Origin of the sequence: Ruegeria sp. TM1040 (assembly GCF_000014065.1) — a bacterium.
Taxonomy (GTDB): Bacteria; Pseudomonadota; Alphaproteobacteria; order Rhodobacterales; family Rhodobacteraceae; genus Epibacterium.
The window spans coordinates 38,897-54,756 of sequence record NC_008042.1; the positions used below are offsets into that span (position 1 = coordinate 38,897).

The 15,860-nt window shown below is 57.5% G+C and carries 11 protein-coding genes and 2 pseudogenes; 10 read left to right on the top strand and 3 right to left on the bottom strand.

Translation table 11 applies throughout. The features are described from left to right. Positions 1 to 322: 322 nt before the first annotated feature. The 5 genes and pseudogenes from TM1040_RS00150 to TM1040_RS00170 form a co-directional block, all read left to right on the top strand. Positions 323 to 676: pseudogene (locus TM1040_RS00150) on the top strand (DUF2493 domain-containing protein); the annotation flags it as partial. A gap of 309 nt (positions 677 to 985) precedes the next feature. Further along, entirely contained in the window at positions 986 to 1,192 is a 207-nt protein-coding gene (locus TM1040_RS00155) for a hypothetical protein (RefSeq protein ID WP_011536569.1), read from the top strand. Positions 1,193 to 1,753: 561 nt separating this feature from the next. Beyond that, complete coding sequence (locus TM1040_RS00160) at positions 1,754 to 2,347, top strand: transposase (protein ID WP_011536570.1); 594 nt, start codon at positions 1,754 to 1,756, stop codon at positions 2,345 to 2,347. Further along, positions 2,334 to 4,544, top strand: coding sequence for a relaxase/mobilization nuclease domain-containing protein (locus tag TM1040_RS00165; RefSeq protein ID WP_011536571.1), 2,211 nt, complete (start codon positions 2,334 to 2,336; stop codon positions 4,542 to 4,544). The genes TM1040_RS00160 and TM1040_RS00165 overlap by 14 nt, the downstream gene beginning before the upstream one ends. An 8-nt stretch (positions 4,545 to 4,552) precedes the next feature. Beyond that, on the top strand, positions 4,553 to 6,547 hold the full coding sequence (locus tag TM1040_RS00170) for a type IV secretory system conjugative DNA transfer family protein (RefSeq protein WP_044026399.1): 1,995 nt from the start codon (positions 4,553 to 4,555) through the stop codon (positions 6,545 to 6,547). A gap of 226 nt (positions 6,548 to 6,773) precedes the next feature. On the opposite strand, the gene TM1040_RS00175 is transcribed toward TM1040_RS00170, so the two are convergent. Both TM1040_RS00175 and TM1040_RS19810 read right to left on the bottom strand, forming a co-directional pair. Beyond that, the gene (locus tag TM1040_RS00175) at positions 6,774 to 8,783 is read right to left on the bottom strand and encodes an ATP-binding protein (protein WP_166485478.1); all 2,010 of its coding nucleotides are present in this window, start codon (positions 8,781 to 8,783) and stop codon (positions 6,774 to 6,776) included. Positions 8,784 to 9,010: 227 nt separating this feature from the next. Continuing rightward, the gene (locus tag TM1040_RS19810; RefSeq protein WP_084789003.1) at positions 9,011 to 9,478 is read right to left on the bottom strand and encodes a hypothetical protein; all 468 of its coding nucleotides are present in this window, start codon (positions 9,476 to 9,478) and stop codon (positions 9,011 to 9,013) included. A 963-nt stretch (positions 9,479 to 10,441) separates the two neighbouring features. Between TM1040_RS19810 and TM1040_RS00190 the strand changes: the two genes are divergently transcribed. Continuing rightward, positions 10,442 to 12,565, top strand: a complete 2,124-nt coding sequence (locus TM1040_RS00190; protein ID WP_044026400.1) for a hypothetical protein — start codon at positions 10,442 to 10,444, stop codon at positions 12,563 to 12,565. 101 nt (positions 12,566 to 12,666) lie between these two features. On the opposite strand, the pseudogene TM1040_RS19815 reads toward TM1040_RS00190, so the two are convergent. Beyond that, positions 12,667 to 12,810 (bottom strand): annotated as a pseudogene (locus TM1040_RS19815) (integrase core domain-containing protein); the annotation flags it as partial. 320 nt (positions 12,811 to 13,130) lie between these two features. On the opposite strand from TM1040_RS19815, the gene TM1040_RS00195 reads away from it, so the two are divergent. The 4 genes from TM1040_RS00195 to TM1040_RS00210 all read left to right on the top strand — a co-directional run bounded on the left by TM1040_RS00195 (position 13,131) and on the right by TM1040_RS00210 (position 15,849). Then, the gene (locus TM1040_RS00195; RefSeq protein ID WP_011536576.1) at positions 13,131 to 13,385 is read left to right on the top strand and encodes a hypothetical protein; all 255 of its coding nucleotides are present in this window, start codon (positions 13,131 to 13,133) and stop codon (positions 13,383 to 13,385) included. A 187-nt stretch (positions 13,386 to 13,572) separates the two neighbouring features. Further along, complete coding sequence (locus TM1040_RS00200; RefSeq protein WP_011536577.1) at positions 13,573 to 14,142, top strand: hypothetical protein; 570 nt, start codon at positions 13,573 to 13,575, stop codon at positions 14,140 to 14,142. A 33-nt stretch (positions 14,143 to 14,175) separates the two neighbouring features. Then, positions 14,176 to 15,348, top strand: coding sequence for a TMEM43 family protein (locus TM1040_RS00205; RefSeq protein ID WP_011536578.1), 1,173 nt, complete (start codon positions 14,176 to 14,178; stop codon positions 15,346 to 15,348). A gap of 33 nt (positions 15,349 to 15,381) precedes the next feature. Continuing rightward, the gene (locus TM1040_RS00210) at positions 15,382 to 15,849 is read left to right on the top strand and encodes a hypothetical protein (protein ID WP_011536579.1); all 468 of its coding nucleotides are present in this window, start codon (positions 15,382 to 15,384) and stop codon (positions 15,847 to 15,849) included. Positions 15,850 to 15,860: the final 11 nt, after the last annotated feature.

Below are 15,860 nucleotides of genomic sequence, written 5' to 3' on the forward strand. Positions count from 1 at the left end.
CTTCGCTGCGCAAGGCTCAGGGTTTGCCGATCCATAGGGTTGTGCGGTCGGCCGCCCCAGCATCCCGGTTTGCCCGTCGCGTGAGCATATCCTCCGGATGACCCCAAATCAGCCCGCCTCAAGGATCGCAGAACGTTCGGCGAGGGCGGGCCTATGGCGCGGAGTGGTCCCGTGTGTAAGGTCGCGCAGGCGGCTGTTGCGGCGCGCAGAAAACTTTTGTTCCCGGCAAGCCGGCGGCTACGCCGTCTCTGATCGAAGCATATTCGGACACCAAGCATTCGGCCATGTCCCCACACTCACGTGGTGGCCTTGGAGCCGAACACTGGAGGCCAGACATGGCGTAGGACACTGCAGCACTCACGAGACCATCGAGCTTTTCGGATTGACCGAGAAGGATGCAGAGCTTCCGACCCCTGAGGATCATACCCTGACCGATCACATCATCCGCTAGAGCTTCGAGTCTCTTTTCGGGCAGCTGCGCGGGACCGGGCTTGAAATAGAGATCGATCCGTTGGCGCATGGGATCGCCACGATCCTACAGCGCCGCAATGTGGTGCTCAGCAAAGAGGGCTACCGCACCTCCGACAGGATCGGCGCGCTGGCACAATCCCACGATGGATCGGAGATCGCCGAGACCGCAATTGAGGAGGCGCAAGCGCGCTTTCTGCACCTCCGATAAATCGTGAGTGTTATCGAGATGATGAGCGAGGCAGCGGCGGGTGGCCTTTGGGCACACCCCGGCCAGGATCGGCGGAACTAGGACGCGGAAGGTGGCTGCGGCGTGATGGCAAGGATCATCCGGATCATTCCTTTTTGCTCATAGATGTGGATCGCACGGGGTCGGCCCAATCGTGCCCTGCGCTTCGCTTCGGCAAGCACAAATGCGGCTTCCATGGCGGAGCCGCGGACCCTCCGCATTTGCGCTTGCGACCGGGCCTCTTGCCCCCGTGCCGGGTGATCCCCATCGCAACAAGGAGTAACCCAAATGACCAACCACTACGTCGCAACCGTCCCGGTCAAGTTTACCGACACCGATGGCCAGGAGCGCACCCGTTTTCAGCGCGTGGGTGCGATGTTCCGCAACACCCGGGGCGGGGATGGCTCGGAGTTCTTTAGCCTCAAGCTCGACTTTCCCGTCGCGGTCTCGGAGCTGGTGGTGTTTCCGCCGAGCGCAAAGGATCCCCAAGACTGAATCCTCTGACGAGGATGGGCCGCCCCAGGACGATCTTGGGGCGGCCCGACCCCTGTTCCAGGGATGCCGTCACTGGCGCGTGTGATCGCCTACAGCGACCTCCTCTTGGTGCCGGTCGCCGCGCGTTCAAGGGACGCACTCCCCCCGGAATGATCAGGCCGCGACAGACCGGCCAGTCAGCCTCAAGGGGGCCATCCACAAAAACCTATCGGCCAGGGCCTCCCGGTTTTTGCGGCAGAGATTTGGCCGAGCCAAATCTGGCCCTCCTTGACCCTGCCTGTCCGCCCTGTCGGTGGGGTTTGCGCCCGCCCGCGGTTCCGTCCGAACACATGCGTGTTCGGCCAGACCTCGGGCGGTGCTGGGAAGGGGCCCCATGTGACAAGTGGGGTTCTTGATGGTGAGGGGGCAGCCCGGCGCCCCTGCGGGCCGCGGGGGAAGCGGACACCAAGGCTGCCTGAGACTGAAGGCAACGTAAGTATATTATTGACAGATAGGTATATTATCGTAATATGGGGGCAGCCTTGGTGGAAGGTGGCAGGAAATAGGGGGTCTTTCTTCCGCATGTCCCGAACAAAACGCCTGACAGAGATCGAGAAGATGCAGATCGTCCGCGAGGCCGCGGAGGGTGTGTCGACGTCTGAGCTGGCTGAGCGTTTCGAGGTCACATCGCGGGCCGTGCGCTACGTCCTGAAAGCCGATGCCGAGCGTCAGATGGATGCCGCGATCCCGGTCTCGGCGGTCAGTGTGAAGGTCACGGCTGCGGAGCTTGAGGCGCTCGATGCGGTGTTGGCGAAGGCGGGGATCGAGAGTCGGGCCGAGGGGCTGCGGCGGCTCATTCAGGCGGCGGGCGGGGTGTTCGTTCCGGACGCGCAGATGGCAGCAGAGATGGCGCGATACAGATCCTCTTTGCATGAGGTTGGCAACGGGGTCGCACAGATCGCCAAGCAGATGACGCGTGCCAACCGGATGGGGCAGGGGGCCGTGGGGGACGCGAGTACCGAGTTTTCTGAGCCGCGCCTTGCGCAGATGCGCGGGTTGGCGCGGTTCATCCTGGATTCCGCCGACGAGATCGATCTGCTTCTGCGGCGTCGGCGCGACGCGATGCAGCTCGAGGCCACGGCCGCGCTAAGGGAGTTTGCCCATGCGGCTGAATGATGCGGTTGACGCTGTCACGGGCGAGGTTTTCCGGGACGGCTGGAGCCGGATCCGGGGCTCGATGCAGGGGCTGCATGTCGCCAAGCAGAGCCAGCTTGTGCGCGCGGCAGCCGGGCACCGGCCAGCGGTCTTCAAGGCGATCCGGGGTGGGGGCACGCACACCAAATCGCAACTCGCAAACCAGCTTGATTATCTGACCACGAAGTCCACCCATATCGTGGACTCGAGCGGGTTTCTGGATGGCAAGGCAAAGCTTGAGGCAAAGGACATCAAGGATCTGACCGAGCGCTTTGCCAAGCGATGGGATGCAGGTTTCAAACCCAAGCTTGGCCAGACCACGCACATGCTCATGTCCTTCCCGATCGGCACGCGGGGCGAGGATGTGCGCGACATCGCAACGGATGTGGCCGAGCGGTTCTTCCAGACCGATGAGGGGCATTTCGATTACATCATCGCGGTGCATGAGGACCGCGATCACCCGCATGCGCATCTGGTACTGAACCGCCGCTCGCAGGAAGGCGAGTTCTTCTTTCTGGGGCGCAACCATCGCTTCAACTATGACGCTTTCCGCCTTGCCATGGTCGAGGAGGCCGAAAAGTATGGCGTGCGCCTGGAGGCCACGCGTCGGGTGGATCGTGGGGTTGTGCATTACCCCGCCCGGACCCGCGAGGTCTATGCCGCAAAGGAAGAGGGCCGCGCACCCCGCGAGCGGGAACGCGTGGGGGCCGACCTGACGCGGACGCTGGCGGAGAGCGCCAATACCAGAACTGTCTACCACTCGCTTGCTGCGGAGGCTTCGCGCGAGGCCCGCGAGGATATTGCCGCAGCCCTCTTCCGCGCGGGCGAGGTGCTGGCGCGCGGCGGGCAGGTGGACCGAACAGGAGATGTGTATATGGCCGAGGATCAAAGTTTTGAGGATTTGAGAAGCCTCTATGCGGAGAAGCTCGCGCGGGTGCAGGGCATGATTGCCGAGAAGTCCGACGCGGAACGCCCCGTGCTGGAAAAACGCCTCATCGAGATCCAGACGCAGGTCCAGCATATGCAGCCGCTCGGATTACGTTCGAGCACATTGTCAGAGACCCCCTCGGACGGCGGGATCTATTCTGAGGCCAATATCGACGCCAGCCAGCGCGAGCGACTGGCCGAGCCCGACCTGAGAGCGCGCATTGACGTAGCACTACGGGGCACCGGGATCAGCACATCGGAAGTGGTGGCCCGGATCGAGACAGGCGCCTCAAATGCAGCGCTCGAGCATCAATGGATCGCTGATGATCTCTCCAAGGTGGCCGAGGCGCGCGATCTGAACCTCGAGCGCCGCGCCGATTTGGAACAGGCGCGCGACATTCTCAACAATGTGCATGTCGCGCTTGGCACGCTCTTGGAACGGGAGGCGGTGCTGCGCCACGATGGCGTGATTGATGAGGCCCGCGCGGCGCGGGTCCATCTCACCAAAGACAGAATTGAAGAGGCTGCCAAGGTTGTGCGGTTGGAGACGTCCATTAGCGAGCGGGGTGAGGCCTTAATCGAAACCCGCGCCGTGGAGCGCCTCGAGGCCGAGCAGCGCGCCTACCTGCAGGAGCATCCGGACCTTCTTCAGAGCCCGGCCGATGTCATCCGTATGGATGAGGAAGGCCGCGCCAGGATTGTCGATCAGAAGCTGGCTGACCTCATTGGTCGTGAGATTGAGGCTGCGCGTCTTGGTGCTCATAGCCGCACACCGATCTCTGTGGCCGTCACGCGGGACTTGCAGGCGCGTTATCCGGATATGCCAGGGCAGCTGGCCGAAGGTCTCGGAGAGACCTATGCCCATGTTCAGGACGCCCGCCTGTCCCAGCGGGAGGTGCAGGTTCTCCAGATGCCGGAACTGGACCGTGTGCTGACTCATGAGCGGGCGGGGGAGTTGTCCGCGCCCTTCGAGACCGAAGACGAGAGGGACGCTTTCCGAACCGAGATCGCGCGGGTGCTGGATGACCGCCAGTTGGGCCGCCTCACATCCGGCGATGCCGATGCGCTGGAACAGGTTCTCGGGGACCGCCTCGACCGGCTCTATGTCGCCAAGGTCTATCTGCAATCCGATGCCGCCACGGTCAACACGGAGGCCTTGCGCCAGGTGGTCGATGAACTCGCCGACGCCGAATACGAAAAACACCGCGCGACAGACGTGGATGGTGAGACCGAACGGGGGCAGATCCATTGAGCGACGCCATGGGAAAAGCGCGGATCGCAACTGGGATCTTGCTCGTCACGCTGGTGACCGGGGCCATGGGATATACCATCGCCTCGGCGGTTCTGAGCCACCAGGATCTCGGCTTCGGGGCGGAGATCGACTTTGCTTATATCGCGCAGAACTATCTGGCGATCCTCGATCGCCGCCCGGAGGACGCGCAACTCATCCACCTGATCATCGGCAGCTTCGCCGCTGCCGGCCTGATGCTGAGCCTTGCCCTGTCGGGCTCGGCCCTCACACGCTTTGGCCAGACCCATTGGCAGTCTGCGCGCGAGATGAAGGCCAACGGGTTTTTCGGCGCTCCCGGGACCGGGTTCATCCTTGGTAAGCTCGGGACACCAAAATCCCGCGCGAAATTCGTCTGCTCAAAAGTCTTCCCGCACGCGCTGATCGTGGCCCCCACCGGGCGCGGCAAGACCACGGGCTTCGTCATTCCAAACTTGCTGACCTGGCAAGGCTCCGCCGTGACGCTCGATGTGAAGGGGGAATGTTTCGAGGCCACGGCGCGCCACCGCGCCGCCCAGGGCGACAAGGTCTATCGCTTTGCTCCGACGGATTGGGAGGGCAAGCGCACGCATCGCTACAACCCGCTCTTGCGCATCTATCAACTGAAAGATCCCGCGCGCCAACAGATGGAGTTGCAACTTCTTGCTACGCTTTTCTTACAGAGCGACAACGACCGGGTGCAGGGCCTCCTCAAAGGCGGGATTGATCTCTTTGTGGCAGCAGGCCTGCTGGCGTTCCAGCGCAAGCGTCCGACCTTGGGCGAGATCTACCGCATCGCGGCCTCGGGCGGGAACAAGCAGAAGGAGTATTTCGCGCGGGGCCATGAAGTTGACAACAGGGCGGCCAAGCTGATCTTCACGCGGCTGGCGTCCACCAACAACGATACTCTGACGTCTTATGTTTCACTCCTGATGACCTCAGGGCTTGATCAATGGCAGAACCCCGCGATCGATGAGGCGACGGCAGTGTCGGATTTCGACTTCCGGACAATCCGCAAAAAGCCCTTCTCTGTTTATCTCGTAGTCCAGCCGCTGATGGTCAAACCACTTGCCCCTCTGATCCGGCTCTTTTTCTCCGATCTCCTTTCGGCGATGCAGGAAAAGGACCCTGGGCCGGATGAGCCGTGGCCTGTGATGATCATGCTCGATGAATTCAACCGTCTTGGCAAAATGCCTATCGTGGTCGAAAGCATCGAGACCCTCCGCAGCTATAGCGGTCATCTGGCCGTCGTCACCCAGACGATTCCCGCCCTCGATGAAATCTATGGTGAGAATACCCGCCGAGCCCTGCAGGGCAACGCAGGGGTAAAGCTCTACCTAACCCCGTCTGACGAAAAAACCGTCGAGGAGCTGAGTAAGGCGGTCGGCAAGACCACAAAGACCGTGGTCACGCGGTCGCAATCCATCGGCAAGAACCCCTTCGAGGGCCGCAGCCAATCCACACGGACCGAAGAAAGCTCCTTGCTTCCTGAAGATGAAGCACGCCGCCTGCCACTCGACGAGATCGTCATGGTCATCGATGCCCAAATGCCGGTCCGGGCGAAGCGAATCCAGTATTTTGACGACCGCCTGTTCAAAACGATCCATGATGCACAGACGGGAGACTTGCCGTTTCCAGAGCCGGGGGGCGCGCAGGGTAAGCTGCCACTTACTATGCGCGCGATGCCGATGGCACCGCCACCGGACGAGTCAAGCGGACCCGAGGCCGACGGTAAGGCCGCACGCCAGACTGCTGACGGCCAATCGTCTGGGCCATCTGGCGCTGTTCCCAAGAAGACCGCGCCCATCGTTCAAGCTGTGATCGCCGAGGCGCAGCGACAGATGGAAATGGATCTTGAAGGTGCAGTTGCTGACGCTGAGGCCGCGCGCATCGTTGATGAGGCCCAGATGCGCTCCGCTGTCGATGGTTTGAACGACATGGAAGCTATGCTGCAGGAGGATCGCGGTCAAAAGCTGGTTGGTCGGTAGCGTGCGCAGATCCTGTGTGTCGTCGAGCTGGGTCTGTTACAACCCAATCATGACACGCGCGCAATACGCCACGATGATAAGACTACAGGTGAGAAAGTCGTTCGAGAGCGGATCCCTCGAACGGCTCAAAGTGATCTGCCTCCCACTGGAGGCTCCGCGTGCGCATGGTGCGAAGGGGTATAATATCTATTCTGCGAGCTTCTCGATGTGCAGCTTCTGTCGCGACCTAAGATGCAAGAATATGCTCAACCTGCTGACCACGAGGAACTGTTATAGAGAATGTACACCCCTCACCTGGTGAAGACGAAAGCGAAATACTTCCGCCCCAGCTCTCAACCGTCTTCTGAACAAAGGCGAGGCCCAGGCCACTTCCTGAGACTGTAGACGACAGTCTTTTGAACGGCTCAAATACAGTATTTTGATATTTCTCGGGGATACCAACACCGTCATCGGACACGTGAATTTGGACATGGCCGAGGTTTTCCGTCGCAAAAACCTCAACGGTCCCAACTCCCTTGCCGTGATGCTTTAGTGCGTTGCTGATTAAGTTCCGCATCACTGTTTCGAAGGCGATGGGATCTGCAAAAATCTGGGGCATTGCCTGAGGCGTCTTAATCGTGAATCCTTCTGGGGGCTCGATAATTTTCAAAACGTTTGCGAGGCGATCACAGGGATCAAAACTTTCAGGTCGCCCATTTTGCGTTCCAGCCGAAGCATATGTGAGCAGGTCTTCAACCAATGTGCTCATCGCATCGGCTTGTTGCGTCAACAACCCCAAGTACTCTTCGACCTGCTGTGGAACCTGAATTTTTGCCTCGTCGAGGTCTTCAATGATGAACTCGACCAGAGGCGCAATTCTCGAAAGTGGACTCCGTAAGTCATGTGCTGCAATCGCGGCAAAAGATTCCAACCGCGCGTTGACAAGCTTTAGTTCTTCGGCCTGTTGCACGATAGTCTCCTGCAGGGCTGCTTGGGCGGTCACGTCGACCCTGATCGACGCATAGTGATCCGCGCCAAGTCGGAAATCGCGCGCTTCATAAACCAAGCCATTCTTAGCCTTGACCAGCCGCCTGTTGTCCATCCCTGCCTCTACAGAGGCGATCACATCTGAAACAAATTCATCAATCGACTTGTCATTCACGCCGAATTCAACAACTGCCGCTTTGTAAGACACACCGATCAGGTCAGCCATCGTTGCGCCTGCGTCGACCTGTGGTACGAGACGAGGAAAGCTCTTTGCGAAACCAGCATTCCGATGCACGGCGCGCATGTTTTGGTCATAGATTACGATCGCAGCGTTGAGCTCATCCAACGCGTTGACGAGTAGGTCGTTTGCCTGGTTGGCCCGGAGTGCGCGTGCCGCTTCGCGTTTATAGCGAAGAACACGTACTCCTAAATAGCCGGTCACCGCCGTGAACAGCGCAATGGCGATCGCTACGAACCAGAAGGCGGGCTTCTCATAGAGGTAGGTATCGCGCCCGAACCAACTTTCCCTGAGGGCTTTGATCGTGGCAGGCGATAAAGACCGATCCAAGGCTTGATTTAAGTTGGGCAAAAGATCCGCGTGCGTCTCGGAAACCAATATTGCATAGGGCATCGAGACGAGGCTTGGCTCCAAGGTGATGATTTTGCCAAAAACATTTGCCTCTCGTAGTCGGGCCGTAAACGCCTCTTGCCCAGACACCACCGCATCGACCTCACCAAGCAAAAGCGGAACGATCAAATCGTCTGTCTGCTGAAATTCTACGATTTCAGCGAAAGGGATCATCCTGGCCGCTGAGGTTGAGGCGCTGCCTTTCACAACACCAATGCGCTTTCCTGCCAAGTCTTCGCTACGGGCAAACCCACTTGTCCTCAGAGTGAATGCGGCCAGCTTGATACTGCCAACCTCTTGCGTTGCAAGGACTTCCTCCAGTCGCGCAGGGGTTGTTACCATAAATGTACTCAGGTCAGCCCCGCCGGAGGACAGCAATTCCAAAGTGTGTCCGGGATTGGTGGAATGCACAAACTCAGGCTGATGACCGGCTGTTTCTAAAACGCGCCGGATGACGTCGATCGAGAAACCGTCAGCCGCCCCCGCTTCGTTGGTAAAACTATAAGGGGGAAACTCAGTATACGCGACTTTTAGAGGTTCGGCAGCGATATATGTGGGGATAAACCAGAGTGCCGTTGACAGAGCGACCAAGAGGTCTGTGAAGCCGAGTTTGTGCTGCACACGAGGCATATCAATATCCAAAATTAAAAACTGGTTAGAGTGTCGATACCAGTCCCATTCCTAAGAGAGAGTAAATATTGTAGTTCGGTCATCAGCGTACCTCGGCAACGGTCATCCCTTGCCGTCCCTGCGCAGGGCTTGCGTATCAGCTAGAGTGTTGCTCTCATCAAGAAGAGGCCCCTCCCGCAGTGGGAAGGGGCCTCTTTGGTATGCGCCACCAGCTATGCTGCGTGGCTCAGCCGGGGGAGTTATCCTTGATTGTAGGATTGTCCTTCAGCCGTGTTCCCAATCCCCGGCTCCAGAACATCAGAGAGCTCGGCCTCATCGATTTCCGCCATATCTGCGACGCCGTCCTTGTTCACGTCGACTTCTTCAAAGACTTTCTTGGTGAGCGATGGATATTCATCCTTCAACTCAGCGAAGGTCAGCGCACCAGCTTCCTCCACGCCATATGGCGATGGGTCGTAGGTGCCGCTGGCCTCGGCCGCGCTCATGTCTACGTTCAGCACGCCCGACTGCTCGGCCGCATCAACCTCTGCCATATCGGCGACACCGTCCTTGTTCACGTCGACCTGTTCAAAGATCTTGCGGTCGATCGCGGGATAGGTCTCTTGCATCTCTTTAAAAGTCTGCGCGCCCGCAGAGTTCAGATCGGCCATTGCCGGGGCAGCCATCAGGGCGGAGATTGCGGCGGTGGTCAGTGCGAAACGTTTCATTGTGTTGTCCTCCTTTTCAGGATCGCGGTATGTTTTAAACGGCTTGCGCCTTCGTTCCACCCCAACAACACGCCACATCCAATGTTGTTCCTGATGCTCCCGTTTCTGTGATGAGAACGTTATCGGACGGCTCGGCACAGTCCCGTCGGGATCACACAGGGGCCGAGCCAAGCAGTCGGCTTGCTTCTGGGATATCTCAGTTTCACACATGTCGCAGATGGTCGGCTCGATGATGCGCTGACGCTGTGAACCGACATACCTTTCCTATCGGCGGGCTTGCCATTTGTGTCCATTCGGTAAGCCGCGTGGTTCGAGAGGACGGAGCCGATCGGTGTCATCGGTCATAGCCTCCGAAGGCGTCGCCTGGTCGTCGGTTCCGTGTTCCGGTTGCGAGCACATGAAGCGGGTGAGGTTTACAAGTTCAAAAATCTCCACACTCCTGAAAAGCGAGTGCGAGCAAGTTTCGGTCTGTACTTCTACCACACGCGCGCCGTTGCTTTTGTCAAAGCAGCACGTTCAGCCGATCGCCTCAATTCCCGCCTCACGCCGGTGCGACTCCGCGCGGCACTTTATTGCGGTTTTGTTTTTGTTCAGCAGATATTAGAGGATGTGGCCGGAGGCAGGATCTCGGGAGCCGGATCTTGGCCGTCAAGAGTTTTTAGCTAAGAGAACTAACCTTGCCGACCCGGCATGCCTGCTCAGTCAATCAGGCTGCCGCCCTAAAGCTTGCAAAGATCTCAAATCCTGATTGAACGATGGCCTAGCCCCCGTTCGTACAGGATTTCTTGCTGATGTGCACAAGATATGACAGCCTCGGACCGTGCCTCGTAGCGGAGGCACCATGCATCATGACCACCTCCGGGCTACAAAGAAGAAACGAGGCCGCCTCGCGTCAAGGTGATCTTTTAAGAACAAATGTCAGGACCGTTCGTGTACAGATTGCTTGCATCTGAGATTGTTAGGATGAAGAGTTCTGCACGATCAGAGGTTGTCACATCTGACGTCTCCAACAAAAAATATCAAGTCAGCATTATTACGATGTCCATTTTCACGAACACACTCTACCGCAGACTATTGCGCTCAAATTTGTTGTTTCGTTCGAGCCTCGCTGCTCTCATCTTCACCACTCTTTTGCAGGGCACTGAACCCGCCCACTCAGAACCTATGCCCCCCTTGTCCGATCTGTCGGGGCATACGCTGCTAGGAGCGACCGTTGGTAGCTATGCGATCTGGTCTGTGTACCTTTCACCAAATGGTACTGCAAAGTTCACTTATGCCAGCGGAGGGCGTGGCGAAGCTGCATGGCGCATCGCCGATGAAAATGTCATTTGTTTTGACTTCGAAGCGAATGGTGAAGAGGTTTGCAAACGCGGCAGCGCCTACGGCATCGGAAGCGGGTGGTCGACGGTCTATCTGCAAGATGACGGCACATGGCGTCCCTTTCAGGAGGATCCGCACGGTTCATCCCGTATCTTCGGAGCTTGGCCGGGTTTCATTCGCCACAACCCTGCTTCTTTCACTGGTGACTTGACCAACATGCTCCCTGGGACGGTTTATGTAGACCGGCCGGGAACTGGAATTTTTGCAGTCGAATTAGGGCCTAGCGGGGCCGGAGCGCTGCTGAATGAACGCGGCAAACGCGAGCTTGAGATGGTTTCATATGGTCCACGCCAGATTTGTCTTCAGGAGGAATGTGTCAATGTGCAGATCGAAGATGATCGACTTGCGCTTTATAAGGACAACAGTGACCGGCTCGAGGGTTTTCTGATCTATATTGCCCTCGGGCGTTTTACGTCACCGCTTCCGCTTGCACCTGTTAAGGACGCGCAGCAATCACAAGAGATAGCTAACGTTGACGTTTCAAATGCGGAAGCTAAGCTGGATATCTACGACACAGCGGAGTCCACAGGCAAGGCAATGGACGAAGCTCTTGCCAGCGAAGCCTGCACTGATGGGGCTTTGTTTTATGGTACTAGTGACTGTAAAGCAGCGATGGAACGGGCGGTTTCACAAGACATTGGGCGGATCGTATCCTCTGCGACGGGGCCAACAAATGCAGAGAACGAAAGCCAACCGGTACTAGATTTGCCCGAAGTAGAATACCTATGGTTCGGCCGCTCGGCTGATCTGCAGGTCCAAAAGCTCGGTACGCGGGATAAACGCGGACAAACACGTGTGGATTTTGAAAACGGATCCCCACGGATCGGTGGGCGTATACTTATACCCTCATTTGTACCTGACAGTGCACGCATCGTGGCGGTAAGCGAAGCGTTGGCCTTAATTCGTTTTTCGGGCTCATTATTGCCCAAAGGGTGTGTTGAAGCATACCGCTGGCTTTGGGTTCAGGCATCTGACCACGGTGTTCTGTCAGAGCCGTTTGGAGCCTGTACCGCTGCGGAGGATGTCGAGGTACATTACGAGGGATCTCGGGTCGTGACGACTATCACTCCTGAAGAGGGTATTCCGAGTACCTTCGAAATATTCCCATACCGAAGTGACGACATTGATCCATTGCGGGTATCCGTCACTTCGGGTCCGTCTGTCGATTTTGAGCCCGTGTCTGAAGAAGATTGGAAAACCATTGAGCGCCGTGCAGCAGAGGCACAACGCATCGCTACCGCCGAAGCGGCGAAAGAAGAAGCTCAGATCCGAGAGGCGGATATGCAAGCCGAAAAAGAAGCTGCCCTTGCTAGAAGGCGCCAACCTGCAACCCCCACCGGGAAGCTCGACGATGGAAATGTCTTTGACATCCTCGCTCAGGATTCAGTGCAGTCAGCGATTGCTGCCTCCGACGATGCAAAAATTATCCAAAAAGCTTTATCAGATCGTTTCTATGAGACTGTCTATCTACCGCACAACAAGCACGTTGGTGACATTTACGTCGGACTTTCCTGCGGCCCATCGGGATGCGCCGAACTGATGGCTGGCGCTATATACAATCGAGTCACGCAAGACGCCTTCGGGTTTGTACAGATCGACTTTGAAACTTACAGGTTTGGATCAGAAGGTTGGCTTATGGCGGACCCTTCGGCGCAGGTTGTGACAGATACCTTGAGCAAAATGGTCAAAGCTATTCCCGCTGAGTAGTTCGACATATCAGAAGTAGAAATACGCAGAAGCTTCTAGTATCGCTTTCGCGCTGGCGATGTTGACATGTTCTGCCGTGCTCCCCTTAGAGTCCGCGTTTTTCAGTTAGCTCTGTTCAGGGTTTGGTCCTCTCCTGACCGTTGGTGATACTCCCTCGGGGTGAGCCCGTCGAGGCTCGAATGCGGGCAGTGATGATTGTAGTCGTCGCGCCAGGCGTGGATCATGTGACGGGCATGGCGCAGGCTCGCTGCTCGAAGCTGACGCGAGTGCTCGGAGAGTATACCTAGAGATTAGCTCATCCTCATAGAGCCTCTCCTGTACCAGAGATCCCCCGTGTCCAAAAGAAGCTAACTAAAGCAATCACTTAGATCGTGAGTGCGACGCGAGCTGCATACAGCGCAGCTGCCGCCGTCGTTTCTATGGAGAAAGCGACTAGTGAACGTGCAGTGTTTCACTGAGGTAGTGGACCATGTGCTCTATTTAGGCCGGTTTTATACAGCTGAGGAAATTTCACCTGGGCCACAGGCAGAGATTTCCCCCAGCCGCAATATGGAGAAATATCCATATGTTTGTATCTGCGGCCGATGGCTATTCAGCGCTTGCGAAAGAGTTACACAGGCAAAATACCATGAAATTCATGACCATTCTTGCGGCCCTTGCGCTGACGCTATCCGCACCTGCTTTTGCGCAGGAAGCCAAAGGCACCGAAAAACAAAGCGCGCCCGAATCCGCTGCGGACACCCAGGAGCGCAGCACCGGTAATGGCAGGGGCACCCGTAATACGGCAAGCACGACAAGAAACAAGACACCGCTTCTGTAACCACTGGTTTGCTGTGCAGGTCGGCGCTGACAGGTGCAATTATCTGCCTCGTTTGCACCTGACGGACGTCGCCTGCGCGCAAAGCAATGTTAGTAGCGAGTAACCTGTTCACCTGACTTCGGGTTCGCCCGAACCGAACAGAGGCTACCAAATTCAAAAAAACCATTGAGAACCTGAGCCTCGCCAAATGAAGATCCACCTGAATGAACCTGATCGCCTTATCCTGAGGGGGACTACCAGCGCCATTTCGGCCGTGTTGTGCAGTATTCTTCTTGTTGTCGTTGGGCTCAGCGTGAGCGCAGCCATTGCTGGCTACACCGCGAGCTGGGGCGTTGCTGCTGGAGCTGTTTGCATTGGTGGAGGCATTTTATGGCTGGTCTACCACAAAACAGAAGTTGTGTTTGATCGCGCATCCGACGTGCTGACCCTGCGCAAGACCATGCTGCATGGCACTCGCGAGGACACCATCACGCTGGAAAACGTGAAGCAAGCCGATGTTGATCTGAAGCGCAATGAACGTAGCAACAACCGGCTGCATGCCAGCTATACCTACCGGCTGTGCGTGGTGACAGGCGCTGCCCAGAACCGGCATCGTGTTGCGCTGTCCCATGGTTACACGACGAGCAGGCGCCATCTTGTGATGGCGCAGAAAATCAACGACTGGCTGGGTGTCCCCGATGCGCCGATAGCTGTTGGGCCCAGCATGGCAGATGTTGCCGAAGTCATCAAAACCTTGGGTTTCGGCAAAAGCACCTGACCCGCGTATCCAGAAATTTCAAAGGTTTAAATCGTGTCTCAGTTCACGGAAACAACGCAAGTTGGCCTGTTTGCCCGGCTGAAGAACGCCATCAAAGGCATCGGGCTTGGAATCAGCTTTATCGGTATCGCTGTGTATTTTCTGTTTTGGAACGAAGGCAATGCCGTGCGTACAGCTCGGGCGCTTGCCGAAGGGGCCAACCAGGTCGTGTCGGTCGACCACACGGCAATAGATCCGCAAAACGAAGATCGCCTTCTGCATATAGGCGGCCCGCTTGCGCTTGAGGTGCCGCTGGCGGATGTGGCGCTGGGGGTGGTTGCGTCTGCACAAACCGTGCGTCTTGAACGCAAGGTAGAGCAATTTGCCTGGATCGAAGACAAGCAAACCAAGACGGAGACAAAACTAGGTGGCGGGCAGGAAAAGACCACGCGATACACCTATCGTCAGGGTTGGACGGATGCGCCAGCCAGTGGAGCAGAGTTTCGGGTCCCCGAGGGGCATATGAACCCGCCGATGCCAATCGCATCGAAAGTGATCCGACAGCCAGAGGGCACAATTGGTGCTTTTACCGTAGATGATGAGATTTCAGATCTGGGCGGTTCAACACCAATGCTGTTGGACTCACAGCAGGCGGAGGATGTCGCGCGGGCTCTTTCGTTGCAGCAACCGGCGAAACTGGTCGCTGGGCAGGTGGTTTTTGGTGCAGATGTCACGGCTCCGCAGCTGGGTGATATCCGGGTGAGCTATCGCGTATCTGAAATCGAAGAGGCGAGCGTGGTCGGTGTACAGCGCAGCGACACGTTGTTGCCCTACACTGCCCAAAACGGGCGCAAGATCTACTTGGTGGCAGAAGGCTTGAAGACTGCGGACGAGATGTTCCAGACAGCTGTTTCCAACAACACCTTCAAAACTTGGATGTTGCGCATCGGTCTCTTGGTCCTGCTGTTTTTGGGATTTAAGGCGCTGTTCGGCGTCGTAGACGTAATTGCCAGCATTCTGCCGTTTCTGGGATGGATCACGGCTTCTGTCACCTCCTTGATCAGCGTTGCTCTTACGCTGGTTGTCGGTGGCACCACGATAGCGATTGCTTGGGTCTATTTCCGCCCAGTTCTGGCGCTCCTTATCATTGCTGTCGCTTTGGCCGGAGCAGCCGCCAGCGCCTATTGGCTGCGGAAAGCGGCGCCCGAGACACCTAAGACACCCTGAATTTTGAACCCATTCCGCGAGACAGGACACAATATGAAACAGATATACCTTTCGATTGCGCTGATGTTTGGCGCTGGCGCGCTTCAAGCCGGGCAATTCTGCGAACTTGACGGCACCGAAATGTTCACCTGCACGCTGAAGGGCGGCACGCGGGGTGTCGAGGTCTGCAACGCGGTCTGGGCAGATGGCACCAAGGCTGCCTACGGGTTCTTCAAATCCAACGGCGCAGTGGAAAAAGAGATCCTGCAGGACATGGCCACGATCACCGCATCGCCCTGGAACGGCATGGGGAACTTCATGACCGAGTCCGTGACCTTTGATGCTGGCGGTGGCTACGCCTATGAGGTCTGGTGGGGCAGCGAACGCGCGGCAGATGCCACCGAAATGGGCGGGGTCAATGTTCTGAAAGACGGCGCGCTGATCGCTGATATTCCCTGTGACGCTGGCAGCGTAAACAGCGACCTGTCTTCGCTCATCGAGCTGATCGAAGCGGCGCAGTAAGGGCTGTTGTG